Source organism: Bacillus cereus group sp. MYBK220-1, assembly GCF_051916445.1.
Lineage (GTDB): Bacteria > Bacillota > Bacilli > Bacillales > Bacillaceae_G > Bacillus_A > Bacillus_A cereus.
In genome coordinates, this window is the sequence record NZ_JBQAGQ010000001.1 from 635,067 (window position 1) to 660,956 (window position 25,890).

Sequence of the window (25,890 nt, forward strand, 5' to 3'; positions counted from 1 at the left end):
TTTTCCATTCATAACTCCCCTATTGGTGCCCCTATATCCTTCATTATATGTAAAAATTTAAAAAATAACAATTTTCAGAACTATATGCATACCTCTTTTATCCATAATAAAAAGAATGTCATGTAACTGACATCCTTTTTTATTTTGTCGTAAGCATTAAGATTGACTTTCACTTTGGAATACACTTGATGTCATATCATAAATGCAACTACTGTCCATAGTTGCGAACTTAAAAAAGCACCTCTTTTAAATATAACTATAACAAAATTCCATTCACTTTCTTTTCATCTATTTATTAAATTCAATTTGCATCATTTTATTAAACTGCGGAACAATATCGACCCCACCTATAGAGTTGAGACTGATAGCCAATGTATGTTTGCCTCCAATTACTCCCCCAGCAAAAGTTGTAAATCCAGGAATTCCTCCTCCATGCCCCCAAACTGAAACACCGTTTGGAAGTTTAGTCTCATAGATTCCAAGACCGTATGCGTCACCAACCCCTTTTCCTTCTATAGGAACTGTAGTAAGCATTTCTTTTAGCTCGCGTTCCTTCAGTAACTTACCACCGAGTAAAGATGAAAAGAACTTATTTAAATCATCCGCATTAGAAATCATATCTCCAGCTGCATTAGCTAAACTCGGATTATAATACGTAATGTCTTTCAACTCGCCTGTTCCTTCCATTTTCACATATCCACGAGCATGATTCTTTCCTGGGATGACGGGTGAATTTCCTGGTAAAAACGTATTTGATAGGTCCAAAGGTTCAATAATTCGCTTTTCGATTTCTTCCGCATAACTATTTCCAGTTATTTTTTCAATAAGCATTCCTAGTATTACGTATCCTGTGTTTGAATACAACCAGTCTTTACCCGGCGAGAAATCTGGAGGCAGCGAAAGGCCTATTTTCACTATTTCTTCTGCTGTATACGTTTTTTTCGAATTCATTATGTCCGCGTCTTTTGACTTTAAGTATTCAGCGATACCACTCGTATGATTCAAAAGTTGTCGTATCGTAATTTGATTACCATCATACCCATTTCCTTGCACGAGACCCGGTAGCCACTTTTCAATTGGATCGTCAAGTTGTAAGCGATTTTCTCCTACTAATTGAAGAATAGTCGTGGCAGTAAACGTCTTCGTCACACTACCAATCCGAAAGCGATAATCCGAATTCACCGGTTTCTTTGTACTTAAGTCCGCCACGCCAGCAGTAAAACTACTAGTTTTTCCGTTGTTAGACGCCTTAGCTAATATTCCTACAGCACCAAGCTGTACTGTTTCCTGCATTACTTGTTTCCAGCCATTACGATTCTTTTGATCATGTACTTGTGACGAACTAGAAATATTTTGAGTTGACTCTGCAGTCACAGTAAAACCAGGTGTGAATAGAACAGTACCCGCTAATAAAACTGCAAAACTTGCTAACTTAATTGAATTACATTTTTTCATAAGGCTTTCTCTCCTCCATTAATATCGGATTGATTCAAGCTATACTTTCATCCTATATGATAAATCTCTCTTTTTTCTTATCCATTCCTTACGAAATACTTACGTTTAAATTTAAATACGGTAAACTGAGGAAGAGTTATGCATGCAAATAAAAAGAGAACATGTTTTCATTTTTTATGTAAACATGTTCTCTTAAACATTTAAAATTCTATATCAACTTTTCATCCTATTCTTTACACAACTAATTTATATTCCTTTTTACCAGCCCGCACTAGCATTCATACCATTTCCAATAATAGAAAGTAATAGCGGCCATAATACTGGTCCTAGTGTAAGAAATATATTTAGAAGTATGAGCATTCTATATCCAACGGTGAAATTGTGATTTTTACGATTAACAAATACTAAACTGATTAATGATATTATAGTTGTTAAAAATAATACTAACATTAGCAACCAATACCACACCATTAAACTAAGACTCCACGGTGTTAATAGCTCATGTATGATACAAAATGAGATTCCTAATACAGCAAAACTAAAACTAGTCACCGATGTTTTTATAAGCCATTTATTTATTTTTTTATCGTATGTATTTTTACAATATAAATCTATTAAAGTATATAAAGATAAATATGCCATTAATACACCTATCCAAGACAATAACCAGTCTCCGTCTCCTTTGAATAATACGTACAGTAACCAACACATACCTACTGCTGAAAAAACAAAGGAAATAAGTATGCTTTTTAATACCGATTTCATTACATTTTCACACCCTTAAAAAACCAAAAATTAATTATAATTTATAAAAATTAAGTATAGGTTAACATGTAATGAAGTATAAGTAAATAAAGTTAATTTTGTTTACCTATTTGAAGACGGTTTCATATAAGAAAATAATTCATGTTAATCAAATTTCCGTATAAAAATAGAAAAGGTGGATATTTATGTATCCACCTTCCCGTCTCCCTCTACCCACTTCATTATTTCTTCCACATCTAAATCCGTATACGTCTTTTCACCATAACGAACAGACTCATATAACGAGATAATATCCCTTGTTCTACAAATTCTTTTTAACCATTGTTGTATCGTTTCATAGGACCTTCTCTGTTCATGAAATGGTAATGTTCTTTCCCATTCAACTAACGTTTTTCTTATCTTATCTGTCGGTAACGGCCGTTCTAACTGATGAATGACTTTTTCATTCTTTATGCTTCTTACCGCAGTTTGCTTTGTGATCGATTCTTTCTCCTGTACTATTTCTGTTCTCATCAATTTGTTCCTAATATACTTGTAGATGGCATATATAATTAATATTGCGATTATCACATAAAAAACTATAGTAATCCATACATTTGAAAGAACAGAAAGCACGTCACTCCATAGACTTTCTCTTTCGAAAGGTTGAAATTTTTTACCCGTTTTCGTTCTTATACTCGTATCTTTTACTTCTTCATATTCATCTTCATCTATTTTGGAATCATCAAAATTTTCACCTATACTAGTAAAGTCATAATTTCTTTCCGATATTGTCTTAGTCTTACTGAAAAAACGCTCTTTTACTATGTCTTGTACATACACAATACCTTGTGATAACGTTATCGCACTAATCGCAAAGAAAAGTATGATTAAAGTTCTCACACTCCATAACTTCACTTTCATATGTCGCTTTTTATTCACCATGACATAAGCCCCTTCTTATTCTTTCATTACAATCCATTTATTCGTTCTACTGTATTTCTTTGGTGAAGTACCAATAATTAAAGGAACCGCATCCAGTTCCTTTCGACGAAAGCCTGCTGTGTAAAAGTAAGAAGAAGATATAGGCGTATCTTGGTCTGATATCGAGGCAAGTATCCTTAATACATTTTGCAAATGTTTCCGATTATCCCCATTTTTTATATGTAGCAAACCGTTATCTTTTACACTATTGATCCATACTTCAAACGAACAGTTTTGCATAAGAAGTTGTTTGCATATACCTGCTGTTAATTCAATTAGTTCCTCTATATCATTTCGCAAAGAAACACCACTTTTATTTTGCAAGTTGAGATAAATCGCGTATTTATCACATTGTGTTCGCTCATACTTTTTCGCAATTATCGTCCCTGTTTTCGCTGTTGCACTCCAGTGGATGGAACGAAAATCTTCATTTTCATAAGACTTTACTCCCATTACTTTCGTTTCATCATATAAGGGTGAAGACATCGCTTTTCGAAATCCTCGTGACCATTCTTGTAATTCAGGAACTTGTATTTTCGGAACAGCTGGTAAAACTAAATAAGAGGGCGTATCAACTTGTTTATATGTTATATGGTTCGTTATAAATCCAAAGAGATCAGTAATAACAATTTCAACTTCTTCCCATTTCGCGATGCCTCTTTTTAACGCTACAGCTTGCAAATCAAATGAAACTGACTCCCTTCCTTTTAAATTAAAATTCATATAATAATTTGAACCTGTACTATGATTTTTGTTTATTTCATCATGATTCCAAGTTAGCTTATTTTCACATTTAAATCGAAATACGATATTAAGAATAGGAAATATCGACTTGTTTGAAATTTTCATTTTGCACATATTCGTTTCACCTATAAAAACATTCGAATTCCCTTGACTGTATTCCCATTCAACACGAGATACTTTACGTATATATACATGCATAGCACCTATTAAAATTACATATAAAAATACGAGAGATAAAAACAGTAGATTACTTGAAAATACACTTAAAATAACGGCTACAACTGACATAACCCCCATTACGAAAGGCTCCGCTAAAGGTGTATACACAAGCTGTTGATTCATCGTACATTCTCCACTGGCACACTAATCGTATGAAGAATTTCTTTCATAATTTGTTCTTTCGTCGTTTTCATCTCTCCCTCAATTGTTAACGTTAAACGATGAGCACAAACGGATGCAGTGAGCGTCTTAATATCATCTGGCGTACAGTAATCTCTTTCATTTAATATTGCCCGTGCTTGAATCGCTCTCATAAATGCCAACGTTCCCCGAGGGCTTACACCAATTTCAATTAACTCATGGTTACGAGTTGCTTCAATAATTTCAAGAAGATAATCTTGCACATCATTCCCTACTAACACTTCTCTTGCACGCTTTTGCATCGTAATAATTTCTTCACTTGAAATAATAGAGTGTAATGTTTCTAACGGACCATTCATTTGAAACCGATTCATCATTTCCTTTTCAGCTTCTCTCGTAGGATAACCTTGGCGAATCGTAAGTAAAAATCGGTCTAATTGAGCATCTGGTAAAGGAAATGTGCCCGCTGATTCGAGTGGATTTTGCGTTGCTATAACTAAAAAAGGTTCTGGTAATGAATGTGTCTGTTTCGCAATTGTAACCGTACGCTCTTCCATAACCTCAAGTAACGAAGATTGTGTTCTCGGTACAGCTCGATTAATTTCATCCACTAATACGATATTTGCAAAAATGGGTCCTAACCTTGTTTTAAAATCCGATTCCTTCACATCAAAGTATTCAAGGCCAATAACATCTCCAGGCAAAGTATCCGCTGTAAATTGTATTCTTTGAAATTTGGCGTCCACACTTTTAGCCAAACTTTTCGCTAATGTTGTTTTTCCTGTCCCAGGTACATCCTCTAATAAAATGTGTCCTCTTGCTATAAGAGCTATAGCTGCCAGTTCAATCGATTCGTCTTTTCCTATAATAACCTTCGAAATATTATTAGTAATTTTCTTTAATGTACTCATATATTATCTACCACCTTTTAATTATCTAAAAATTAAGAATATATTTTTTCCAAATTATAACATGTAATTCGAAGATGAAATAGAGTGAAAATGAATCTTTTATTTTTTCTTCATTGCACGCAAAAAAGCACCTATTGTCGTATATTGACAATGAGGTGCTTAACTCAATCCAACAGCCTTCTTTCCCTCTAATTTTTAGTAACAATACATCCTTTTTACTCCCACGCATACATTGTTTTCAATTAACTAGTAAAATGCATTCTAATATTACATATAATAAAAACCATTTCGATTTGTTCGTTATAGAACTTCCTCTACATCGACACTCTCAATCTTCACTTCATACATATTTGGGATATTCGCCTCTCTCGGTACCCATGCATAATAATTTTGATCATTTTCTAAAATAAATTGAACTAATTTTGTTTCTGATCCATTCCAGAAATTTTTAAGATTATCAATGTAGTCCTCTAAATCTTCTTTATAGTCCAATTGTAATATGTAATCTCTTACCGTCAGGGCAAACACAATTAAACTTCCTAATAAATCCTTTTGCTCATTTTCTTCTTCATACTCTTGTGGTAAGAACCACACTTGACCTATTCCTATCGTTTTTTTGTATTTTGCATAAAAACTACTATCATCCATATTCTCATAGTCATGAATCAATTCTTTGACCAATGAATGCCATTTTGGCGGAATAATATTTTCCAATGCAGGATTATGTTCAATTCCTTCTAGTATATCCTCGATTTCTTCTGTCTCATCTTCATAGTGATATTCACTTAGGTCTATATGTTTAAATTTCATTTCATTTTTATAATGTGCCAAATCATATGGATAGTGATTATTATCTTTTAAACTTGTATCATCAAGTCCGAGTATCTTTACTATTGCAGCTGTCTCAAAGCTCCAATACCCTACATATCCAGGTTCTTTGTGGGCATTTTTCCATTCATAATCATAATGGCCTTTAAACCATTCTTTCTCCATGTACGTTTGTAATCTTTTAGATGCTTCTTTTTTATCTGTTTGTGCAAATTCTATAATCTCTCTTGTTTTTGCATATGGATTTTCTTTATAATATCTATTCGTCACTTTTGTGTATCCGATATCACTAGCGCATAAGAGGAAATCGATTACTGCGTCGTTCATATTTTCCTTCTCAACTAGTTTAGCTAAACTTACAAGATTCTTTTTCTCCGTCTCTAATAAAATCCCTAGAGATATCATCCAAATTAGATTTAAATATCCAACTTCTCTTTCCCCTATATGCCCCAAATCAATGAGGGCATTCTCAAAATCTGCTTCCATTGTATGGATATTTTCTCCTAAAGAGTATTTCGCAATAATATCATCCAACGCATAATTAAAATTTGATAGATAGGTTCCTTCTATAATACTATTATTGTCATTAGGATACCTTTGAATACCATTTTTTTCATCTTCTTTTAAACTTTTAATTTTAACTCTATTTTTTTCAATAAACTTTTTATGATATTCTATTCCTTTTTTACATTTTTCTTCTATACATAAATGATCTCTCATATCATTCAATTCCCCCTAGTTTTTAAAATTATGGCCATTCTCCAATTATGTCTCCCTTTGTATCTATTCTAAATGTTTTCACATTCCCACTACTATCGACTTTTGATAGTACTCTTTCTACTGCACCGTTTTCCAATGCATCCTTAATCTCTTCTGCTAATACTTCATCTCCATCAACAGCCTTCAATACCCTACTTTTTCGCGTCTTCGCACCATTCAACCAATCATTTGACATTTGTCGTCCATCTTTAGTTTTACTTAGTTTAGCACCACCACATAATCAATTTGAACAGACGAAAGGTGAGCCCACATTTCTCGCAAGCCCACCCTGTCTATTTCTGATGCTTCTTCATTCATTTTTGCGCAATTAATTTCTTTATCTCTAAAAATATACATCGAGTACATTCCTTGTTCTTCACAGTATACTTTAATTTCATCTTTTTAATATCTGAAGCTACATCCACCATTAACTTGCCCTAGTGTTGAAACTGGTTTATCCCTAGAAATTTTTAACTTTCATCTTCCTATTACATAAATTGTAATTTTCGTAACGCTTTTTAACAAATATTCGGACATTTACCCTATGGAGTACACTCATAAAAGTTTTCTAAAGAGGGTCACTCTTTTTAATGAGACTACATTTTCGAACTGTACTCACTTCTTAACAACTACTAATCTACCTCTATTATTTGTATCCCTTCTTTGGTTTCTGGACAATCATTAATGCTTCTTTTTAATACTCATCTTCAAATAAACAATTATATATAGTAACACCTGTTTCCTTTAACTCTAACGAAACATCCTCCACTTCAATACTTAACGTTTCTTTATCAAGATTCTTTATTCCGTTACTATCTAATAATTTTAAAATACTACTTCCTATTTTCTTAGATTCATCATTGTATGGCGAGGACTCTTCAACTAGCTCGATTGTACCATTAGTGTATCTATATCTTAAATATTTAACCACTGCATATGGCGCGATTGCCGAAATCATTAGCATTACACAATTAATTTCTGATTGCTTCCGAACGTACTCACTGAATTCTACACTACCAAAACGAAATTTCACATCTAGTGGTAGAAGAATGTAAGAAAAACATGTTGAATAACTAAAATCAGTAATATTATCAACGTTTATATTTGATATTTTATTAATTTCTCCATCCCAAAAATGTTTATCAACAAATTTCCCCAAAACATATTGGAAATCACCTTGTTTATATAATTTATTAACAACTTTTAGTATCTCATCACTCATAATTATTCTCCTTTATTGTACAGGATACCCATGTATATTTCCTTTACCATCCATATGAACCTTTACCCTCGTTTCTCCATTTGGACCTATTGACTTTCCAAAATCATGCACTCTAACACTTCCGTCTGGCTTTACTGGTGTTCCTTTCACCCATGCTTCTTGTGTCTCTACTACTCCATTTTTCCCTGCTCCCCACTGCGATTTGGTTGAGACATTATTCCCATGACCAGGAACATGTTTACCCTGTTTTCCTGCATCAACTTTTGGAGCACCTGAAACGCCAGCATCAACATGCCCTTGACTTGCTAGTTTATCATTTTTTCCAATGTTCCCTGCTACACTGGCTCCCTGACCATCAACACCTGTACTCTTAACACTCCTACTTGTCGTATACTGATAATCCTCTTTCGGAGAATGCTACCCTCCCTCTGTGACATTTCCTACTTCAGCTATGACGAAGCCGTTTCCCTCACCTAGAATCCATTTGTACTCCAGTAATGTTTTTATTGCGTGCTGGATTTTTTCATTCCCCTGCAAAAAGGTTGTTTTTACGGTTGTAGCACCTTTGTTCCATAGACTTCCGATTTTGTCGGCAAATCCTTTTGCTGTGGAGGCTACAAAGTTTACTCCCTCTTTTACTTTGTGACTGGCTGTTTTTATGCCATCGACAGCTGCTTTTTAGTAGATCTTTTTATTTTCTCAATCTAACAAAATATTAATTTTTTATTTATTATATCTTATTTCTATACTGAGATGAAAAAAGCACTTATTGCCTTCCATAGACAATCAAGTGCTTTAAGATCATATGTTGTAAAATGTCATCTTACCTAAACTCGTACTTTTTTTCTATTCTATCATTGGACACAGTACCCAATGATGGGCCAACCATCATGAAGTACGTAATTTCAAACACTTATTTCTTTCCCTAAAACACTAACCTTTATTCTGCTTTTTAATCATTTCCATCCCATTCATAAATCTCTTAATAGAATCCTCATTCTTCAATAATTCACTTAAGTATAACAATACATCAAACTCTTCAGGGTCTGCATCATAATAAATCATTCCTGGATCAATAAAAGGCTCATAAACTATATTACAGATATTTTGTCCTCCTATTGTTACACTAAAACATCTTTTCAATTTTGAAACATAACTATTTGTACAAATTAGATCTTCTATAGATGTTTCAAATGATTTTCCATTATAGAAAAAAAATAGTTTGTTATCTTTAACATAAATACCAACTACCTGTCCATCTTCACTAAATCCTCCGACGCCTTGTCTAACCAACTTTACTTTATTTTTTTCAACTACTGAATATCCGCTAGGTTCTAATATAATATACGTTCCTGTCTTAGAGTAATTATTCATTATTATCATAAGTTATCCTGTCCCTCCTAATGCTCTAATCCTAATAGTGTGTTTATTACATCATCTTTTTGCATTGATTTTTGAATTATAATTTTCCATACTTGTTCATCTGATTCATAAATTCCTTTATCAATGTACGAATCTCTTATCTTATTAAACATACTCTCAGCTGTCGGTCCTATTGGATTACCATATTTTTTTATATTTCTTTCCTCTAAACCGGCTCTCTCCTCAGCAGTCATATTTTCCCTCGCTGCATTTTTTTGCCGATTACGTGCTTCTACAACATGTTCAGCTATTTTTTCTTTAGAAAATCCTTCAGATATCATTTTTTCGATATCATTTTCTAATTGTTTAGATGCTTCAAGATAATCTTTTCTTACATTTTGCATTTCTTTTGTCCATTCAACATTTGTAAAGTCATATTCTGGTTTATTATATGCAGTACCCTCTTTTGGTAAATATCCATATGCTCCATTATCATCAGCATGTATCTGTTTAAGTACATCGGGCTTTACTTTTTCTAAAGGTATTCCCTCACCCGTTTTACCAACACCAGTTTTACCCGTACCTTTAGCAACCCCCGCACTCCCAGACGTTGCTTTCTTCACATCTCCAACCTTTTTTAAATCATGAAGTTTATCAACTATTTTTACACCTTTCCCATATGGAGTCATCATCCCAACTGCTAGGAGTTTTTCACCATAGGTAGCTTCTGGGTCAAAGAGTGTGAAAAGATCACCAAAGAGAAAATCGAATCCAAACTTCGCCACACCGATTAAAAAAGGATCGAGTACTGGCCTTCTACCACCGACTGGATGGCCAAAAATGTTATGCTCCATTTCATAATCATCGGTTTCAACTTGGAAATCCTCACCTATATTCCCTTTTATTGTACCATTTTTAATTCCTTCGAGGTATTTTTGTGTCGCTTGTATCTCTTCTTTTGTAAATCTATTATTGATAGATTGATTTTCGCTGCTTATTCCTTCAATGTCGTTATACACATTGTGCTCTAAATCTACACTTTTTCCAATACCATTGTCAGATTTCCGTATTTTCTCTTCTATAATTATTTGAATTTGCTTTGCCCATTCCATATTTAACTTTTCACTATGAAACGTACCACTCACAGGACTAAATCCTTTCCCACTTTGCACTTCAGCGAGTCCGGCTGTGATGCTAGCTGCTAATTGGAGAGCGGTGCTGTAGTTGTTGCTGGATGAATGATTGAATTCATATAAATGCTCTAGTTTTTCTTCCAGTTTTTTTCTCATTGCACCTAATACCGTTACAATTGCACCTACTCCGGGCATTGGTGTAAGTACTTCTATTGCTTCTATACTTGTAATCGATTGATTAATTCCCCTTATTTGTTCTCTTATTTCTTCTTCAATCACATCTGTCGAAGCAACTTTCGCTTGGAACTCATTTGGAAATGCTTCGTTTTGGCGAATTAATTCTTCACATAAGCATATGATTCCTTGCGCTAATGACCGAAATGTTTGGACAAGGTAGGCTTTTGCACTACTGTATGTTCGTCCTTGTAATACTGTGTCTATCGCAAAGGCATCAATAGATTGAATGGCTTGTTCCATACTTTGAATCGTAGCATTACATATAGCGTTCATACTTTGAGTTTGACTTTGTACTTCTCCCAAATACATGTTTAAACTCATGTATTTGCCTCCCTTTGTAGTTGCTGCTGTTCATAGGAAAGATCGTTTTCTTTCTCACTGAGATGCCGTTTTTCTTTAAGCAACGTCTCTTTTTCATTTTCTAATTCGAATGTAAGTTTTCTTTCATACTGTCCGATTTCTTGCCGCATATTCGTAAAAAGGTGAAACACTTCTTTGTCGCCGTGCCAAGTTTCTAGTATTCGGTTAAATAAACGATTACTTCTATTTTTCCATTCATGAAAACTAACCTCAGCTCGTTCTTGATTTTGCAGCGCAATTCGGTTTTCATTTTGTTCTTCAAATATAATTCGTAATTTTTGATTACATTGACTGATTCTCGTTTCAATTTCTTGACTCATCTTTTCTCCCTACCTTTTCCCCTTTACGTAGGTTGTTACATTATTGAAAAGTCTTTTGAAGTCCTGTATCCATTTTCTCAAATTCATTTGCTACGGAATGGATATTATCAATTGTTTGTTGAAAAGCAGTACAAAATTGTTTCGTGATCTGTAAATTTTGTTGATTTGCCTCTTGTGCTTGGAAGTTCACAGATAGTGTCGTACGCGTTGCCTTATTTATAGAGCGACTAGTAGCACTTTGCATTCTATCTGAAGCATTTCTCATTTTCGTTGCAAGTTGCGTTGCCGTATGCAAATTACTTTGAAATTCTCCCATTACTTACTCCCCTCTACCTTTTATTTACAAGAAAATTATAACACGGAAAAATATCCCAATAAACCAAATGTTCGAATTTAACATACAATTCACCACAGTTACTGAGGATACGAGCAACACTTATCAATCAACATAACTGAGTCCAAAATGGATTCTACTTATACAAAAAAGATGACTTCAGCCATATGCTAAAGTCATCTTTTTCTACCTTATTATTTTACTAACTCTCCATTATAAGCTTTTATATCAAGAGGAGCAGTTAAAAATTGTGCTGCTTTACTAACGAAAGATGTGAAGTGTTCACTCGTATTATGGCTCGCAACTGCTGCTTCATCTTTCCATACTTCTACCATCGTATAAACACTTTCTTTTTCTGTATCTTTATATAAGTCATAAGATACATTTCCACTTTCTTCTCTTGAACCATGAATGAGTGGCTGAATTTCTTCTAAAAATGCTTGTTGTTTCGCTGGATCTACTTGAAATATTGCGTGAATAATAATCATGGTGTTTCCCCTTTCATATTCCACTTATTTCTTTAAAATTACTTCCACTCTGCAACTTTTTCAATTGGAAGACGTACTGATTGGTAACCACTGTCAGCAGCTTTTCCGATTGAAATTAACATAACTGGTACGTGACGGTCTTTATCTAGTCCGAAAGCTTCTGCGATTTGATCTTTCTCAAAACCACCAATTGGACAAGTATCATAACCGTGCGCACGAGCTGCTAGCATAAATTGCATTGCTACAAGACCACCGTCAATTAATACCGTATCTTTCATTACTTCTGGTGTAACCATTGAGAAGTAAGCTGAAAGTTTTTTCATTTGGTCTTCTTTTACTTCTGCTGGCATTAAGCCACGCTCTACTGCTGTACCGTAAATTTCCTCTGCGTTATCAAAATTGTTTAAATCACCAAATAAAGCAATCATTGCTGAAGATGTTTCTACTTGAGATTGATTGAATTTCGCAAGTGGCGCAAGTGTTGCTTTCGCTTCGTCACTTTCAATCACTACGAATCTCCATGGTTGCATGTTTACTGAAGATGGTGCAAGTGTTGCTTCTGTAAGAATTTCTGTCATTTCTTCTTTGCTAATTTTCACTGAAGGGTCGTACTTACGAATTGAACGACGTCCTGTTAAAATTTCGTTAAAATCATTTGTTTTTACTGAGTTAGTCATAGTTGTATTCTCCCTTTTTTATAATTCTTTTATATTTTCTTGAATGTGATTTAACATATTTAAAAGATTATCGCGTTCTTCCTCACTTAATCCTTTAAATGCAGATGCTGCAAAACGTTCTTTTTCTTCTTGAAACGCCTGAATTTTATTTCGCCCCTCTTCAGTAAGAGAAACTAACGTAATTCTGTTATCATCTGGATTTTTACGTCTTACAATCATTTCATTGGCCTCAAGCTGCTTTAAATGCCTTGTTATCGCAGCATTATCAATATTCACTTCTTGCTGAAGTGCTTTTTGACTAATTTCACCTACTTCAAATAATTGAAGTATAAGCTCTAATCGAGACTGGCTCATACCCGTACACCCTTCAAATTTCGAACTTACTTCTTTATTTAGAAAGTGTAATTTATATAAAATAATCGCTTCTTTTGAGCATGAACTTGTCAAATTAACCCTCCTTTACAATCAAAATAAAAACATTTGATGTATCAATAGTTGATATGTCAATTAATATAATCTATATCGATTTAGAATGCAAGCATTTTGTTTTCATTTTATTTTTTCCAAATTAAGGCGCTTTGTAGCGTTACAAATAATGTTAATTGCACTATAATAGTAATAATTTAAATGACTGGAGAGTGATTGATAATGCGGCAATACACAAATAGAAATGAGGAAATGAAAATGGAAAATGAAATGAGGATATTCATAAATGACAACAATAAATATAGGGATTGTCGCGCACGTAGACGCTGGCAAGACGAGTTTGACTGAGCGTATTCTTTATGAAACGAATGTGATTAAAGAAATTGGCCGAGTAGATAGTGGTAATACACAAACTGACTCAATGGAATTAGAAAGACAACGCGGCATTACGATTAAAGCATCTGTCGTTTCTTTCTTTATTGATGATGTAAAAGTAAATGTCATTGATACACCTGGACACGCTGATTTTATCGCTGAAGTGGAGCGATCATTCCGCGTTCTAGACGGTGCGATTTTAGTTATCTCTGCCGTTGAAGGTGTGCAAGCACAAACAAAAATTTTAATGCGAACATTACAGAAACTAAACATACCGACTATTTTATTCGTTAATAAAATTGATCGTAGTGGCGCAAACACTGAAAAAGTTATGAAACAAATAAAAGAGGTTCTTTCAAATGAAGCATTCCCCTTCTACTCTGTTCTAAACGAAGGAACGAAAGAAGCCCGGATCATTGAATACAAATCATATGACGATTGTATGGAATTGTTAGCACCATTTAATGAATCGTTACTTGAATCATATGTAAATAACGAAATAATACCGGACGCACTATTAAGAGAAAAACTAGAACAGCAAATACAGCAAGCAAATGTGTATCCAATCTTTTTCGGTTCAGCAATGACAGGTATAGGAGTAACTGAAATACTTGAAAAACTTCCGGCCCTAATGCCAGCTCTTACATCGGCACAAGAGGAACCATTATCTGGTGTTGTTTTTAAAATTGAACGTGAACCTTCTGGAGAAAAGGTTGCGTATATAAGAGTTTTTTCAGGTAGCTTACATGTTAGAAAATATGTTGATATACAGCGCGATGAGTCTCTACCACATAAAGAAAAGATTAAAAAAATGTGTATGTTTCATAGCGGAAATGCTGTTCAATCTACTATCGTTCCTAGCGGAGAATTTTGCAAAGTGTGGGGACTGAATGATATAAAAATTGGTGATATTATCGGTGAACGTACGGATTATATAAAAGATATTCACTTTGCCGAACCACAAATGGAAGCAGCGATTGATGCGGTACCTAAAGAGCGAATTCATGATTTATACGCTGCACTTATGGAACTCTGTGAAGAAGATCCACTCATTAAAGTGTGGAAAGATGATGTTCATAATGAACTTTATATTCGCCTTTTCGGTGAAGTACAAAAAGAGGTTATCGAAACAACACTTTATGATAAATATAACTTACAGGTTACTTTCTCAAATACGCGAGTTGTATGTATTGAAAAGCCAATTGGCATTGGGAATTCCGTTGAAGTCATGGGTGAAAAAGCGAATCCATTTTACGCAACAATTGGTTTTAAAATTGAACGTGGTGAACTTAACTCTGGCATAACGTATAAATTAGGTGTTGAGCTTGGTTCATTGCCTTTAGCATTTCACAAAGCAATTGAAGATACAGTATTTCAAACGTTAAAACAAGGTTTATATGGTTGGGAAGTTACAGATGTTATGGTCACGTTAACACATACTGGTTATGCTAGTCCTGTTACAACAGCGAGTGACTTTAGAAATTTGACACCGATCGTATTAATGGATGCTTTAAAACAAGCTGAAACATATGTATATGAACCAGTAAATAAGTTTGAATTAACTGTACCGGAGCAGGCAATTAGTACCGCAATGTATAAGCTCGCTGCCATTCCAGCAACTTTTGCAGAACCTATATTATATAATGATTCTTACCAATTAACAGGATCATTACCTGTTGCGAAAACAGAGCATTTTAAACGCATGCTTCATTCATTTACAGAAGGAGAAGGCATATTTACAACGAAGCCAGCTGGTTTCACAAAACTTATGGCTCCCTTCCCTACTCGAAAACGTGTTGATTATAATCCGCTGAATCGTAAGGATTATTTACTGCATGTTTTGAAGGCTTATTAAAGTAAAAGAGGTGCAATTCGCACCTCTTTTGCATGTATTAATAGGTTAGTTTGTCCTAACAACTTCTTTAAGTTTTCCTATTATTTTCGCTATAGCCTCAATTGAATTTTCCGTTTCATATCCCCCAACATTTACAGAATGATTTACATTTTTGACAACTTCAATCTGTAAATTTGTTTTATGTAGCTGATCAACTTGATCTGCATTGTATTGATGATCTTTATCCCCCATAACTAAAAACCCTTCGTGATTACTATGCAAGATAGAATCAAAAATCGTATCAAACGTCAGTAACGGTGTCAGTAATATCATTTTCGACTGTAAAAACTCTTCTCTCTTCATTAAATCATTCGCAATTGGAATTGTTCCGAGTGACTTCCCTAAAAATATAGTATCGTTGTATTGCTCAGCTTTTAATACTTCCTTCATTACAGGATTCATATCATCCATCATTATTTTTGTTACTTCTTCCATTGGTTTATTCATTACTTGTTCGTCGTAAGAATAATGAATATGTACAACATCAATTTTATGTTCAAGCATAAGCATCGTCGCGTAATAAAATAACGGCTTATCATAATTGTATCCTGAACCTGAAAACATAAAGCAAACCGTACTAGAACCTTTTTCGATATGTGTGTAATAAATTACTTTGTCATTTATATGTATCTCTTTTTTAATCCCCTTCATCCTTTTCTCCTCCGAATACATTTAATCTTGTAAAATGATATGTTCTGTATGAACTGCTATATTCTTTACTTTCTCTTTTATAAATGCCGGCTGTAAATTATATGCATGTAACTCTTCTACCGGCACCCACTTAAACAAATATGTTCTATCCTCTTCTTCCAAAATATATTGATCCGCTCCATTTGCAGGTAATTCATGTAGCTCTACTTCATAATAAAAACTAATCTCATGAAACTTTTGCTCAGAAAGTGTAAAGAAATTTTCTACTGACCATATTAATCTCTTCCCTTTAATAGGAGCAGCTAGTTCTTCTGCAAGTTCCCGTTGTAACGCATCCTCACTGTTTTCTAACATTTTCACTCTTCCGCCCGGTACGTACCAAAAATCTTCACCGTCACCTTGCAGAATAAGTATTTTATTATCCTGTTTACAAATTGCTCCGACGCGGTAATTAAAACATGTTTCCTCAACTTTAAACGTAAGATCCATCCGTAACGCCCCTTATATAAATATCGAATTATTACAAAACAATTATGTAATTACTGTACAAATAAGGTTACTAAATTTATCCACTCCATTCAATGGTTTTTGAATTTTCTAAACTATTATTTTTCATCATTACAAGTGTATATACATATGTTACAATCATATTGCACACTAGAAAACATTATGGGGGTACGGATGGAAACGTTATTAATCCAGCAAACTGAGAAATCAAATAAGTTTTGGAAAATCGTTGTGAAAGAAAAAGACTATGTTGTGTTTTACGGAAAAATTGGCACAGCTGGCAGTGTGAAAGCGAAAGAGTTTGAAACAGAAGAAGAATGTATGAATGAAGCTAATAAACTAGTTGCTTCCAAACGTAAAAAAGGATATACAGACCCGTTGCCTGGGGAAGATTACATAAAAGAAAAAACGATAACCGAAGAAGAATTTTGGGAGCTACTTCATCGTGCAAAAACGAAAGGTGAGGACCAAGAAGAACAAATAGAATGGCTTACTTCTCACCTTGCTAAACGTACAGTACATGAAATTGTAGCTTTTGATACGCATATGCATCGCCTTTTGAAAGACTCCTATACCTCCCGTTTATGGGCAGCAGCCTATATTATTATGGGTGGCTGTTCAGATGATACTTTCGATTACTTCCGCGGATGGTTATTATATCAAGGAAAAGAGACATACGAAGCTTGTATTGAAGATCCAGAACGATTAATTCCTGTATTAGAAAATTTGAGTGAGTATGACGTCCCAGAGATTGAAGAACTTACTCTATATTTCGGGCAAGAAGTTTACATGGAGAAGACTGGGGATGAAGATGATACATACTTTACACTATACCATGTCTTAACAAATGAAGAGTTTGAGGAAGTTGATATCGAGTTAGATTGGGATGAAGACGATAAAGAAGGTTTAAAAAAGATGTTTCCTAAGCTATGGGAGATGTACGGGGAAGAACCGATTGAGTGGTAGATTAATTATTCGTGAAAAAATGCCTTGTTTCTTTAGTAACAAGGCACTTTTTTTGATACTATATTTAAATTATCATCTTTCCCTCTCCCACCACTCCATAAAAGTCTTTAAAGAAGGAGCAACCCACGTTCTACTATCATTTTCATGGTTCCATACATATATGTCATCTCTTTGTACTTTTCCATTCAAAATGGAATAGCCAAACAAATCACCATTTCCCCCATCAGCAAAAAATAATAAACAGTCAAAAGGCATGTATAAATCCTTAAAATCAACTATATTTCTCATACTCATATTTTCAGTTTTAATTTTTGAAGCAGACCATATAAAGTCACCGTATTCACCTTCTATACCGTTTGTTTCCTGTAATAATTGATATAAATCATTCGGTAACTCCATTTGATGAGATACTGTGAATGGTGTCTTTCCACATCACCTTTTCCCCCTTATGTGCAATCAAGCATATTCAAAGAACTCCGCTAAATTTATTGATACCATCTTTCTAACAATTCCTTCTCCCTCTCGCCTGAAATACCTGCTTTTAATTCCCATTCTTCCGTACTCTCCATCCACTCATACACATCTGTAACTGTCTCTTCTATTCTTCTAAAAGTAAGCCCTTCATTAACCGCACTTTCGATACAAATAGAAAACCCGCCTCTCCACGGCTTCGTCTCACCATCTAATGGGAAAGTTTCTGGAATCCACAAAGGCATTTCTGTCCAAGGCTGCACATTATGTTCACTCATAAACGCTTCGTCTACCCAAACAAATTCAGCATCGCTATTCGTAACCTTTTTACACGTATTTAATAGCTCTTCCATCGTCAATTCATCATTCGGACCTGTTATATTAAATGTTCCTGCTTTATGATGTTCTGCCATATTTAGCCCCCATCTCGCGACATCTTTTATATCAACTAATTGCACGGGACGAATTTTTCTTCCTGGTACTAATACTTTCCCACCCTTTGCTACACGCTGAATCCAGTATGGAAGTCGATCTGTATAATCAAACATTCCTGAAAGAAGACCTGCTCTTACATGTAACACACGCCCCGGCCAATACTTCTCTGTTTCTTTTTCACATAATACTTTCAGTGCACCATAATACTCATAAGGTGAAACTTCACCATTCTCTATAGCCTTTATTTGATCATCCGTCGGTTCGGGCTGTAATATATAATCTTCTTTTATGTCATGCGGAATCCAATCTTTATATACGGAAAGGCTTGAGATGAATACATAGTGTTCAATATTATCTTTGAGCACTTCTCCAACATTCCTAATATGATGTGGAGAAAATCCACACGTGTCTATGACAACATCCCACTTTCGATTTTTTAAACTTGATACATCGTTATTTCTATCACCGATTAACTGCTCCAATTCAGGAAAAACTTCTTTGTTTGTTCCGCGGTTAAATAATGTAACTTCATGCCCTCTTTTCAAAGCCTCTTCTACCACAGCTCTTCCCAAAAATCGTGTACCACCTAGTATTAACATTTTCATGGTTCTCCCCCATTCGTGATAAAAAATCTATTCTTTTGTTTAACGATTTTTTGTTGTGAAAAGTTACGGGGATAATTAAATTTTTTCTACAAGTTCAATATATGCAATTTCGACACTTTTTCTATCTAAAAAACAATAATATGGAAATATTCATTCTGTCGATTTCCATTTCATATATAATTAAAATATCGGATATTCGATTAACCACTTATACATACTTAGGCAGGTGAAAAATATTAATAAACACATAGTTTATCATTCAACATTATGTATTTATTTTCTTACATCACTTGTATATATCATCTTGCTGAACATAGAAAATGGTCGTAATTATTTAGGGTTTACAATGGTTGTTCCGCTTTTAGCAGTTACTTCATATCAAACATTATATAAGAAACAAAAAATAGTTCATACACTAGGAATTTCACGTTCAAAAATAAAAACACTAATTTTCTCCATATTATTTCCACTACTTCTAGGGCTATGTCTCCATTTTTATTTTTATATTTATGATATAAAGTTCTTATATCATCATTGGAATGAAGTAGGATTTCTCTTGCTCGTTGGTCTTACAGTTGGATCTTTATCTGCATTATTAGAAGAGATTATATGGCGAGGGAATTTTCATTACTATTTACGAAAAAAATATACATTCATACAAACAGCTATTATTATAGCTTCAATTTGGTCTTCATGGCATTTACCAATAGCAATCTTTTATAAAAATTATGAGTTTCAGTTTGTAGGAATATTAAGTTATCTCTCTTTATTATTTATATTATCTATAATTTTAACGTACACGAGAGAATATGGCGGTTCTGTAATATCACCCGCATTTTCACATGGTATGTTTAATGTATTTTATTTAACAGATATAGTACAAAACAAGTGGGATGCCAGCTTAATAGAATTAATTAAATTTACCTTACTAGCAATTGTGCTGGGCACGATGTATCTCATACTTCACAAAGTTAAAAAATAGTTAAACAGCTAAGAAAAAAGATGTTTCTTCTTTTAGTTGAAAGCAGCTTTAATAGATTAAAAAGTACTTCAACACCTTGCAATTATTTAATAATGGTATAGGTGTTGAAGTTTTATAATCTTAGTTACATAACTTTGTTAACACAACACTTTTTTCTATCATGGAGAACAAAACAAGTTTAACTAAACCTTTCATTCTTATTTTTATAAAAATAACCATATTAATCTTTTAAATAAGGAAGTATGCACCCTTTAATTAATTCCCATCTATCCCGTGCATTCGGCATAATTTCAGAAGCAATTACTACAACCAAATCCTGCTTCGGAATACAACAAATCATATTCCCACCATCACCCATTGCACAATACGAATAGACACCCTCTTCTTCTCGTAACCACCATAAGTAACCATATTGATTTTGGTTCATTTCTGTCGATTCTTTTATCCATGATTTTGATAGAACTTGTTTTCCATTATGAATACCTTCATTCAAATACATCTGTCCAAACTTAGCCATATCCCTAACCGTTAACGTTACTCCCCAGCCGCCCGTCGAAATACCATTTGGATCGTGAACCCATCCTTTCACATCTTTTCCGAATAAGTCATCGAATCCAAATGCTTTCATATTGTAGTTTGGAATTTCGCTCATGCCCAGTGGTTGAAATAAGTACTCATTCGCAAATTCACGTGCACTTTTCCCTGTTGCATTCGTAATAATTGCTGATAGTACATGCGCTCCTGCAGATGAGTATTTAAAATATCCAATTTCTCCGCCGTTTCCTATCCTATTTAACGTATACTTTACCCAATCTCGTTGCATACATAGTTCTTCTAACGGCTCCTGCCAGTCTACGAAAGGATGTGGAGCTGTCATTGTCAACAGATGTCGTACTGTTATTTCAGATGAATTAACGTTATATTCCGGGAAAAATTCTATTACTCTTTGATCAACGCTTTTTATATAGCCCTTATCTATACATATCCCAATTAGCGCAGAGATTATCGTTTTTGTGACTGACGCTATGTGAAATGCATCATCTGGACCGTAACCGTTATAATATTTTCCAAAAATAACATTACCTTTCTGCACTACTAACATACCATTCATATTTTCATATTCTTCTTTTATAATCTGATCTAACTTTTCAGCAGTTTTCATTATTCCTTCCCCTTTAACCTATAATTAAAAAGGTTCGATAGGTACATATATATCAACTATATGTTTATGCTTTGGATGCTGCTTTGGGTCATTTCTATATACTTCAAAAGGATACGAATCTCTCGGTTTATATCCGCTATTTGGAAGCCACTCACCGTATATAAAGTCCCATGCTCCTTTATATTCATCTTGGCATATTTCAAAATGTCCTACTGCATACTTTCCAGAAGGTATTACCATTATTCCAACGTCGTTCGTTTCTACTGTGGATTCATCTGAAATTGTTACACATAAACTTGTTCTTAAATGATATTCCTCAGTAAATTCATGATGATCGTGGTAAATGGTTAATACTTTCGTATCATCAAATACATGATAGTTTTGCTTAGCTGCGTAATGAAATAGTTTTTCTATCATTTCTGGAAAAGCTATAGTTAACTCCTCATATGTACCGATATGTCTTATGTATGCGACGTTTATATCGTCCGCTGTTACAATTTCAACATTTCCTCGAACCTTCTTACATTCATTGTATTGAGAAATTCCCCTTACGTCTTTGCAATTCTTGCTATTATAGTTTCGATATTGAGACGGACTTACTCCGTAATAATTTTTAAATGTACGGGAGAAAACTGCTGAATCTGTGAAACCAAAATGGTAAGCGATATCCGTAATCGTCATATCCAATCGATATGTAAGAAGGTTTGTTGCCCTTTCTAACTTCAATCGGTTTACATATCGTGATAACGGCTCGTCTACTATTCCTTTAAAAATTCGATGAAAATGAAACTTTGAAAATCCAGCTACCTCGGCTAGCTCTTCAATTGATAGTGAACTGTCTATGTTTGATTCTATATAATCTTGAACCTTATGTATGCGTCTTACATACTCATTTCTACTCTGTTTATTCTCCATACTCTTTATCTCCTCACAACAAAAAGAACCATCCCAGAATACTTTTAGGACGGCTTTCTATTCGTAATAGATTCTTCCATATTCTATTGTTAAATCGATATAATTTCACTATATTTTTTAAATTGATGGTAATGTGGCGGTCTCCCGATTTAATTGAAAGAAACAACTATTTTTTTATAGCCCTACGCAAATTAGTAATATTATTGGGATTTAGCTCCCATTGTCTCATAAGTTCTCTTTGTCTTGTTTTTAAGTCTTCAAATGGTTCTTCCACTATGTCGATTTTATTAAATTTCCCTTCGAAAACTAAAGCATTTTTTATCTTTTTATATCCACCAAAACCTAAGTCATCATTTAGTAACCAGACTACTCTCTGTATTTTTGCGAATAAAATACCACCTGTACACATTGGACACGGTTCCAACGTGCTATAAATAGTAAACTTCTCATTTTTTATTTTTGCATCAAACATTGCTTCCCCTGCATTGCGAATAGCGTCTATCTCTGCGTGAGCTGTTATGTCTTTTTGTGGATGCACTCTATTTCTTCCTCTTGCAATGACATTATTATTTCCATCAACAATAACTGCTCCTACTGGATATGTGTTTTCTTTTAATGCCTTTTCTGCTTCTTCCAATGCCATCTCCAAAAAATATCTATCTCTTTCAAAATGCATATAAATCCCCTTCTTTTGATGAAATTATTTTACAGAAATTGCTTTTGACATCCCCCTCACTTCTATCAAATTAACAAAACAAAAAAGGATATCATTATGTCTGCAACAACGGGGCAAGAATGGTGTTTTAATATAAACTTAATTGAATAGAATTTGTGATACAATCCCATCTTCATTAAGCTAAGAAAAACAAATACTCTAAAACGAGAAATTTTGAGGTATCATAAAAATTTTCAAATTTTTAATTCTTGTTTTGACGTTTCTTTTGTATGCTCCCTATAACTCCAAATACAATCGCTACTGCTAAACATACGATTGAGAAAGTTTGTAATACGTTTGTCGAAAAATAGCCTACCCCTAACACTACTGCTAAAACGATTCCTGCTACTAACATTCTCCGTTGCTGCATATCCATGCAATCATTCCCCTTTTATTTACACATTTTTCAAAAATAAAACTCTACTACCGCCGTTCCCATCATAATTTGTATGTACCGATACACCCTCTATCTCATCATCCCCAGCCTCAATTCGAAAACCGATTTCTTGATGAAACTGTATCGATTTTTTATTAACTGGTGACGTAATTGCTTTTACAACTTTACAATTATTTGCACGTGCGACATCAAAGAAATACGAATACAATGTCGATGCAATTCCTCTTCTTCTATACTTCGGATTTACCCCGATAAAATGAACGTACGCTTCCTCTTTATGCGTTTGCGAAAAGAATCCGCATAAGAAACCTAACGTTTCGCCATCTTCTTCAATGATAAAACTCGTTTCTTGAAAGTGAACGAAAAACAATTTTGGCAACATGGCAGCCATGTCTCTCCCGCCCCACCAATCATTTAAAACAGAATGAATCTTTACATAATCTTCCCCTTGGATGTTTCTTACTCGCATATGTTTCTCCCTCTCACTCACTTCATTTTTTCATAAATTTTAATGACTGTTTCTACTAAAAGGATTAATACCCATATCCCGCAAAATACAAGAACAGACTGGAATAAAGAACCTAGCATAACAACACTTATTAAACCTAATTCTGGGCCTGAAATGGACATTTCATCAAATCCTATATTATGTATAAATGGACCGGTTGAAAAAGCCATTAAAATAGATGCTATTAAATAAATCACACTCATTATTTTTAATATTTTTATAGAAAGATACGAAGTTTGTTCTTGCTCCATTTGTGATAATTCGATTTCACCGCTCGCAATTCCTTTTTGTAAACAGTCCTCACATAGAAATTCTTCCTTAATTTTTTTACCACCGTGCAATGTACCTGTAATTTCTTTACAGCGCGAACACTTTCGATTTATCATTTTGTTATCACTCCAATCTCGTAAGATTATACTTATACAATTCTATTTTTACCTTATTATTCCTTTTGTGTATTTTATAGAGAGGTGACGTATTTTATGATATCTAAACTTATTTTTGGTTATAAAAAGCCTACTGAGCAATATGTATTACGACCTAGTTGTTATGCAATTATTTTTAACTCAATTTCTTCAAACATTGCTATTATCCAAAAAGGAGACCGTTATTTTTTACCTGGTGGCGGTATGGAAGGTACCGAAACAAAAGATGAATGCTTACATCGTGAACTACTAGAGGAATTAGGATGGGCAATTGAAATTAATCAATATATCGGTAATGCAATGCGATATTTTTATGCGGAAAAAGAAGATACATATTATTTAAACGATGGGTTCTTTTATATTGCGAACATGGTGCAGACACAAACTGAAAACTGTGAGGAAGATCATGTTTTGCGGTGGATGTCTCCTTTACTTGCTATAGAATATTTACTTCATGATCATCAAAAATGGGCTGTTGAACAAGCGCTTTTATTACGAAACAAAAAATGATCTCCTTCTATATGAAAGAAATCATTTTTACTGTTAGCTTACCTTTTTCAAATTGAGAGCTGGCTTTTTGATTCCACCTTTTTTTACAACATATAGACCCACAAAGATAATAAGTCCGCCAACCAGTTGCATCATATTGATTTGCTCCCCTATTGTTACTGCCGCAAAAATAACTGCGAACAACGGTACAAGATACATATAAACCATTACTTTCGTTGAGCCTATTTGACTAATACCGACATACCACATTGCTAGCCCAAAGATTGTCGCAAAAATAATTGAATATGCTAGTGAACCCCAACTTGGCATGTCTACTGGCCACGTTAATGTGTTTACGTTGAATAAACAGTATATAACGAGAGGTACAATTCCAATTAAAGTAGACCATGATGTGACTCTCATTGCGGAATATTTTGTTATAAGAGGTTGCGCTAATATTGGATACCATCCCCACGCAATCGCTGCGACTAATCCAATTATGTTTCCGAGCCACGCATATTCGTAAGTAGTTCCTCCTGTATGTCCTGTTAGTAAAACGAATGCTGCACCAATAAACGCTACGATTGAACCAATTTGTACTTTCATCGAAAAACGTTCTTGTTTGTGCAATACTGCTAATATCCCTGTAAAAATAGGTGACATTGCAATTAATAATGAGGCGTTCGTTGCTGAAGTATATTTTACAGATAACATAAACATCGTTTGATACATTGTCGTACCAACGATACCGACTGCTACTAATCGTAGCCAATCTTTTCTTTCAATACGTAATGAGCGTTCCATCATAAAAGTGATAAGTAATAATACCGGTGATGCTACTAAAAATCGTAAACTATTAAATTGAATGGATGACATAAATGCCACTCCATACTTTCCTATTGTATAATTTGCTCCCCATACTAATGCAACTGATACTAGGAGCCATTCCATTTGCCATCGTTTCATCCGAATCTCCCCTTCCCTATTTAGCATAGTAAAATTGGCTGGATATAACACCGTCCAATTGGCTGTTTTTTTACCCAGCCAAT

Annotated in this window: 30 protein-coding genes and 2 pseudogenes; 4 read left to right on the plus strand and 28 right to left on the minus strand. The window is 34.1% G+C overall.

The annotated features are described in order from the left end of the window. Nucleotides 1-288: 288 nt before the first annotated feature. The 17 genes and pseudogenes from ACTFRU_RS03265 to ACTFRU_RS03345 form a co-directional block, all read right to left on the minus strand. Complete coding sequence (locus ACTFRU_RS03265; protein ID WP_290101107.1) at nucleotides 289-1,455, minus strand: serine hydrolase domain-containing protein; 1,167 nt, start codon at nucleotides 1,453-1,455, stop codon at nucleotides 289-291. 258 nt (nucleotides 1,456-1,713) lie between these two features. Then, complete coding sequence (locus ACTFRU_RS03270) at nucleotides 1,714-2,220, minus strand: DUF3902 family protein (protein WP_000843838.1); 507 nt, start codon at nucleotides 2,218-2,220, stop codon at nucleotides 1,714-1,716. Nucleotides 2,221-2,403: 183 nt separating this feature from the next. Further along, entirely contained in the window at nucleotides 2,404-3,144 is a 741-nt protein-coding gene (locus tag ACTFRU_RS03275) for a signal peptidase II (protein WP_163093348.1), read from the minus strand. 15 nt (nucleotides 3,145-3,159) lie between these two features. Beyond that, on the minus strand, nucleotides 3,160-4,269 hold the full coding sequence (locus ACTFRU_RS03280) for a DUF58 domain-containing protein (RefSeq protein WP_001075940.1): 1,110 nt from the start codon (nucleotides 4,267-4,269) through the stop codon (nucleotides 3,160-3,162). Beyond that, nucleotides 4,266-5,198, minus strand: a complete 933-nt coding sequence (locus ACTFRU_RS03285; RefSeq protein WP_163093347.1) for an AAA family ATPase — start codon at nucleotides 5,196-5,198, stop codon at nucleotides 4,266-4,268. Before ACTFRU_RS03285 ends, ACTFRU_RS03280 begins: the two co-directional genes overlap by 4 nt. A 300-nt stretch (nucleotides 5,199-5,498) precedes the next feature. Beyond that, the gene (locus tag ACTFRU_RS03290; protein WP_290101108.1) at nucleotides 5,499-6,746 is read right to left on the minus strand and encodes a PoNi-like cognate immunity protein; all 1,248 of its coding nucleotides are present in this window, start codon (nucleotides 6,744-6,746) and stop codon (nucleotides 5,499-5,501) included. 28 nt (nucleotides 6,747-6,774) lie between these two features. Then, nucleotides 6,775-6,981 (minus strand): hypothetical protein, encoded by a 207-nt coding sequence (locus tag ACTFRU_RS03295; RefSeq protein ID WP_290101109.1) that lies wholly within the window; start codon nucleotides 6,979-6,981, stop codon nucleotides 6,775-6,777. 498 nt (nucleotides 6,982-7,479) lie between these two features. Beyond that, nucleotides 7,480-8,007 carry a hypothetical protein gene (locus ACTFRU_RS03300; RefSeq protein ID WP_001278748.1) on the minus strand — a complete coding sequence of 176 codons (528 nt, stop codon included), beginning with the start codon at nucleotides 8,005-8,007 and terminating at the stop codon, nucleotides 7,480-7,482. A gap of 12 nt (nucleotides 8,008-8,019) precedes the next feature. Then, nucleotides 8,020-8,157, minus strand: coding sequence for a hypothetical protein (locus ACTFRU_RS03305; protein WP_000679168.1), 138 nt, complete (start codon nucleotides 8,155-8,157; stop codon nucleotides 8,020-8,022). Between the two features lie 150 nt (nucleotides 8,158-8,307). Beyond that, nucleotides 8,308-8,685 (minus strand): annotated as a pseudogene (locus tag ACTFRU_RS03310) (WXG100 family type VII secretion target); the annotation flags it as partial. A 255-nt stretch (nucleotides 8,686-8,940) separates the two neighbouring features. Continuing rightward, nucleotides 8,941-9,390 carry a hypothetical protein gene (locus ACTFRU_RS03315; protein WP_000585090.1) on the minus strand — a complete coding sequence of 150 codons (450 nt, stop codon included), beginning with the start codon at nucleotides 9,388-9,390 and terminating at the stop codon, nucleotides 8,941-8,943. Between the two features lie 17 nt (nucleotides 9,391-9,407). Further along, nucleotides 9,408-11,060, minus strand: a complete 1,653-nt coding sequence (locus ACTFRU_RS03320) for a hypothetical protein (protein ID WP_290101110.1) — start codon at nucleotides 11,058-11,060, stop codon at nucleotides 9,408-9,410. Next, a complete protein-coding gene (locus tag ACTFRU_RS03325; RefSeq protein WP_000076595.1) occupies nucleotides 11,057-11,419 on the minus strand; it encodes a DUF3958 family protein in 363 nt (120 codons plus the stop codon). The genes ACTFRU_RS03320 and ACTFRU_RS03325 overlap by 4 nt, the downstream gene beginning before the upstream one ends. Before the next feature lie 40 nt (nucleotides 11,420-11,459). After that, a complete protein-coding gene (locus ACTFRU_RS03330) occupies nucleotides 11,460-11,735 on the minus strand; it encodes a TIGR04197 family type VII secretion effector (protein ID WP_000503641.1) in 276 nt (91 codons plus the stop codon). A gap of 212 nt (nucleotides 11,736-11,947) precedes the next feature. Then, complete coding sequence (locus ACTFRU_RS03335; protein WP_000583804.1) at nucleotides 11,948-12,241, minus strand: putative quinol monooxygenase; 294 nt, start codon at nucleotides 12,239-12,241, stop codon at nucleotides 11,948-11,950. A gap of 38 nt (nucleotides 12,242-12,279) precedes the next feature. After that, nucleotides 12,280-12,918, minus strand: coding sequence for a nitroreductase family protein (locus ACTFRU_RS03340; protein WP_016122744.1), 639 nt, complete (start codon nucleotides 12,916-12,918; stop codon nucleotides 12,280-12,282). Nucleotides 12,919-12,936: 18 nt separating this feature from the next. Next, a complete protein-coding gene (locus tag ACTFRU_RS03345) occupies nucleotides 12,937-13,365 on the minus strand; it encodes a MarR family winged helix-turn-helix transcriptional regulator (RefSeq protein WP_000204162.1) in 429 nt (142 codons plus the stop codon). Between the two features lie 265 nt (nucleotides 13,366-13,630). On the opposite strand from ACTFRU_RS03345, the gene ACTFRU_RS03350 reads away from it, so the two are divergent. Beyond that, nucleotides 13,631-15,574 (plus strand): GTP-binding protein, encoded by a 1,944-nt coding sequence (locus tag ACTFRU_RS03350; RefSeq protein WP_197323814.1) that lies wholly within the window; start codon nucleotides 13,631-13,633, stop codon nucleotides 15,572-15,574. Between the two features lie 45 nt (nucleotides 15,575-15,619). Here the strand turns inward: ACTFRU_RS03350 and ACTFRU_RS03355 are convergent, their stop codons facing one another. Together ACTFRU_RS03355 and ACTFRU_RS03360 are read right to left on the minus strand one after the other, a co-directional pair. Next, nucleotides 15,620-16,264: an alpha/beta hydrolase gene (locus ACTFRU_RS03355; RefSeq protein ID WP_440037462.1), complete on the minus strand. Its 645-nt coding sequence runs from the start codon at nucleotides 16,262-16,264 to the stop codon at nucleotides 15,620-15,622. 21 nt (nucleotides 16,265-16,285) lie between these two features. Further along, entirely contained in the window at nucleotides 16,286-16,753 is a 468-nt protein-coding gene (locus ACTFRU_RS03360) for an NUDIX hydrolase (RefSeq protein WP_000366244.1), read from the minus strand. Nucleotides 16,754-16,945: 192 nt separating this feature from the next. On the opposite strand from ACTFRU_RS03360, the gene ACTFRU_RS03365 reads away from it, so the two are divergent. Beyond that, on the plus strand, nucleotides 16,946-17,737 hold the full coding sequence (locus ACTFRU_RS03365; protein ID WP_440037463.1) for a DUF4240 domain-containing protein: 792 nt from the start codon (nucleotides 16,946-16,948) through the stop codon (nucleotides 17,735-17,737). A 64-nt stretch (nucleotides 17,738-17,801) separates the two neighbouring features. Here ACTFRU_RS03365 and ACTFRU_RS03370 read toward each other — a convergent pair. Together ACTFRU_RS03370 and ACTFRU_RS03375 are read right to left on the minus strand one after the other, a co-directional pair. Beyond that, a pseudogene (locus ACTFRU_RS03370) lies at nucleotides 17,802-18,170 on the minus strand (SMI1/KNR4 family protein). A 52-nt stretch (nucleotides 18,171-18,222) separates the two neighbouring features. Further along, complete coding sequence (locus ACTFRU_RS03375) at nucleotides 18,223-19,248, minus strand: SDR family oxidoreductase (protein WP_102956533.1); 1,026 nt, start codon at nucleotides 19,246-19,248, stop codon at nucleotides 18,223-18,225. 226 nt (nucleotides 19,249-19,474) lie between these two features. Between ACTFRU_RS03375 and ACTFRU_RS03380 the strand changes: the two genes are divergently transcribed. Then, nucleotides 19,475-20,230, plus strand: coding sequence for a CPBP family intramembrane glutamic endopeptidase (locus ACTFRU_RS03380; RefSeq protein WP_071739202.1), 756 nt, complete (start codon nucleotides 19,475-19,477; stop codon nucleotides 20,228-20,230). Between the two features lie 220 nt (nucleotides 20,231-20,450). On the opposite strand, the gene ACTFRU_RS03385 is transcribed toward ACTFRU_RS03380, so the two are convergent. The 6 genes from ACTFRU_RS03385 to ACTFRU_RS03410 form a co-directional block, all read right to left on the minus strand. Beyond that, the gene (locus ACTFRU_RS03385; RefSeq protein ID WP_102956534.1) at nucleotides 20,451-21,392 is read right to left on the minus strand and encodes a serine hydrolase domain-containing protein; all 942 of its coding nucleotides are present in this window, start codon (nucleotides 21,390-21,392) and stop codon (nucleotides 20,451-20,453) included. 24 nt (nucleotides 21,393-21,416) lie between these two features. Beyond that, complete coding sequence (locus tag ACTFRU_RS03390; RefSeq protein ID WP_102956535.1) at nucleotides 21,417-22,307, minus strand: AraC family transcriptional regulator; 891 nt, start codon at nucleotides 22,305-22,307, stop codon at nucleotides 21,417-21,419. A gap of 166 nt (nucleotides 22,308-22,473) precedes the next feature. Further along, nucleotides 22,474-22,983, minus strand: coding sequence for a nucleoside deaminase (locus tag ACTFRU_RS03395; RefSeq protein ID WP_000545360.1), 510 nt, complete (start codon nucleotides 22,981-22,983; stop codon nucleotides 22,474-22,476). Between the two features lie 241 nt (nucleotides 22,984-23,224). Beyond that, nucleotides 23,225-23,398, minus strand: a complete 174-nt coding sequence (locus tag ACTFRU_RS03400; RefSeq protein WP_000367555.1) for a hypothetical protein — start codon at nucleotides 23,396-23,398, stop codon at nucleotides 23,225-23,227. Nucleotides 23,399-23,417: 19 nt separating this feature from the next. Further along, complete coding sequence (locus ACTFRU_RS03405) at nucleotides 23,418-23,888, minus strand: GNAT family N-acetyltransferase (RefSeq protein WP_001266044.1); 471 nt, start codon at nucleotides 23,886-23,888, stop codon at nucleotides 23,418-23,420. Between the two features lie 17 nt (nucleotides 23,889-23,905). After that, the gene (locus ACTFRU_RS03410) at nucleotides 23,906-24,313 is read right to left on the minus strand and encodes a DUF3980 domain-containing protein (protein ID WP_048535723.1); all 408 of its coding nucleotides are present in this window, start codon (nucleotides 24,311-24,313) and stop codon (nucleotides 23,906-23,908) included. 96 nt (nucleotides 24,314-24,409) lie between these two features. Here ACTFRU_RS03410 and ACTFRU_RS03415 point away from each other — a divergent pair, with 96 nt between their 5' ends. Next, nucleotides 24,410-24,862 (plus strand): NUDIX hydrolase, encoded by a 453-nt coding sequence (locus ACTFRU_RS03415; protein WP_440037464.1) that lies wholly within the window; start codon nucleotides 24,410-24,412, stop codon nucleotides 24,860-24,862. Nucleotides 24,863-24,895: 33 nt separating this feature from the next. Here ACTFRU_RS03415 and ACTFRU_RS03420 read toward each other — a convergent pair whose 3' ends face one another. Further along, a complete protein-coding gene (locus ACTFRU_RS03420; RefSeq protein WP_149149746.1) occupies nucleotides 24,896-25,807 on the minus strand; it encodes a DMT family transporter in 912 nt (303 codons plus the stop codon). Nucleotides 25,808-25,890 lie beyond the last annotated feature (83 nt).

Coding starts and splice junctions, on each gene's coding strand:
- ACTFRU_RS03265 (WP_290101107.1), bottom strand. CDS start 1,455: ATGAAAAAATGTAATTCAATTAAGTTAGCAAGTTTTGCAGTTTTATTA.
- ACTFRU_RS03270 (WP_000843838.1), bottom strand. CDS start 2,220: ATGAAATCGGTATTAAAAAGCATACTTATTTCCTTTGTTTTTTCAGCA.
- ACTFRU_RS03275 (WP_163093348.1), bottom strand. CDS start 3,144: ATGGTGAATAAAAAGCGACATATGAAAGTGAAGTTATGGAGTGTGAGA.
- ACTFRU_RS03280 (WP_001075940.1), bottom strand. CDS start 4,269: ATGAATCAACAGCTTGTGTATACACCTTTAGCGGAGCCTTTCGTAATG.
- ACTFRU_RS03285 (WP_163093347.1), bottom strand. CDS start 5,198: ATGAGTACATTAAAGAAAATTACTAATAATATTTCGAAGGTTATTATA.
- ACTFRU_RS03290 (WP_290101108.1), bottom strand. CDS start 6,746: ATGAGAGATCATTTATGTATAGAAGAAAAATGTAAAAAAGGAATAGAA.
- ACTFRU_RS03295 (WP_290101109.1), bottom strand. CDS start 6,981: ATGTCAAATGATTGGTTGAATGGTGCGAAGACGCGAAAAAGTAGGGTA.
- ACTFRU_RS03300 (WP_001278748.1), bottom strand. CDS start 8,007: ATGAGTGATGAGATACTAAAAGTTGTTAATAAATTATATAAACAAGGT.
- ACTFRU_RS03315 (WP_000585090.1), bottom strand. CDS start 9,390: ATGATAATAATGAATAATTACTCTAAGACAGGAACGTATATTATATTA.
- ACTFRU_RS03320 (WP_290101110.1), bottom strand. CDS start 11,060: ATGAGTTTAAACATGTATTTGGGAGAAGTACAAAGTCAAACTCAAAGT.
- ACTFRU_RS03325 (WP_000076595.1), bottom strand. CDS start 11,419: ATGAGTCAAGAAATTGAAACGAGAATCAGTCAATGTAATCAAAAATTA.
- ACTFRU_RS03330 (WP_000503641.1), bottom strand. CDS start 11,735: ATGGGAGAATTTCAAAGTAATTTGCATACGGCAACGCAACTTGCAACG.
- ACTFRU_RS03335 (WP_000583804.1), bottom strand. CDS start 12,241: ATGATTATTATTCACGCAATATTTCAAGTAGATCCAGCGAAACAACAA.
- ACTFRU_RS03340 (WP_016122744.1), bottom strand. CDS start 12,918: ATGACTAACTCAGTAAAAACAAATGATTTTAACGAAATTTTAACAGGA.
- ACTFRU_RS03350 (WP_197323814.1), top strand. CDS start 13,631: ATGACAACAATAAATATAGGGATTGTCGCGCACGTAGACGCTGGCAAG.
- ACTFRU_RS03355 (WP_440037462.1), bottom strand. CDS start 16,264: ATGAAGGGGATTAAAAAAGAGATACATATAAATGACAAAGTAATTTAT.
- ACTFRU_RS03360 (WP_000366244.1), bottom strand. CDS start 16,753: ATGGATCTTACGTTTAAAGTTGAGGAAACATGTTTTAATTACCGCGTC.
- ACTFRU_RS03365 (WP_440037463.1), top strand. CDS start 16,946: ATGGAAACGTTATTAATCCAGCAAACTGAGAAATCAAATAAGTTTTGG.
- ACTFRU_RS03375 (WP_102956533.1), bottom strand. CDS start 19,248: ATGAAAATGTTAATACTAGGTGGTACACGATTTTTGGGAAGAGCTGTG.
- ACTFRU_RS03385 (WP_102956534.1), bottom strand. CDS start 21,392: ATGAAAACTGCTGAAAAGTTAGATCAGATTATAAAAGAAGAATATGAA.
- ACTFRU_RS03390 (WP_102956535.1), bottom strand. CDS start 22,307: ATGGAGAATAAACAGAGTAGAAATGAGTATGTAAGACGCATACATAAG.
- ACTFRU_RS03395 (WP_000545360.1), bottom strand. CDS start 22,983: ATGCATTTTGAAAGAGATAGATATTTTTTGGAGATGGCATTGGAAGAA.
- ACTFRU_RS03400 (WP_000367555.1), bottom strand. CDS start 23,398: ATGGATATGCAGCAACGGAGAATGTTAGTAGCAGGAATCGTTTTAGCA.
- ACTFRU_RS03405 (WP_001266044.1), bottom strand. CDS start 23,888: ATGCGAGTAAGAAACATCCAAGGGGAAGATTATGTAAAGATTCATTCT.
- ACTFRU_RS03410 (WP_048535723.1), bottom strand. CDS start 24,313: ATGATAAATCGAAAGTGTTCGCGCTGTAAAGAAATTACAGGTACATTG.
- ACTFRU_RS03415 (WP_440037464.1), top strand. CDS start 24,410: ATGATATCTAAACTTATTTTTGGTTATAAAAAGCCTACTGAGCAATAT.
- ACTFRU_RS03420 (WP_149149746.1), bottom strand. CDS start 25,807: ATGAAACGATGGCAAATGGAATGGCTCCTAGTATCAGTTGCATTAGTA.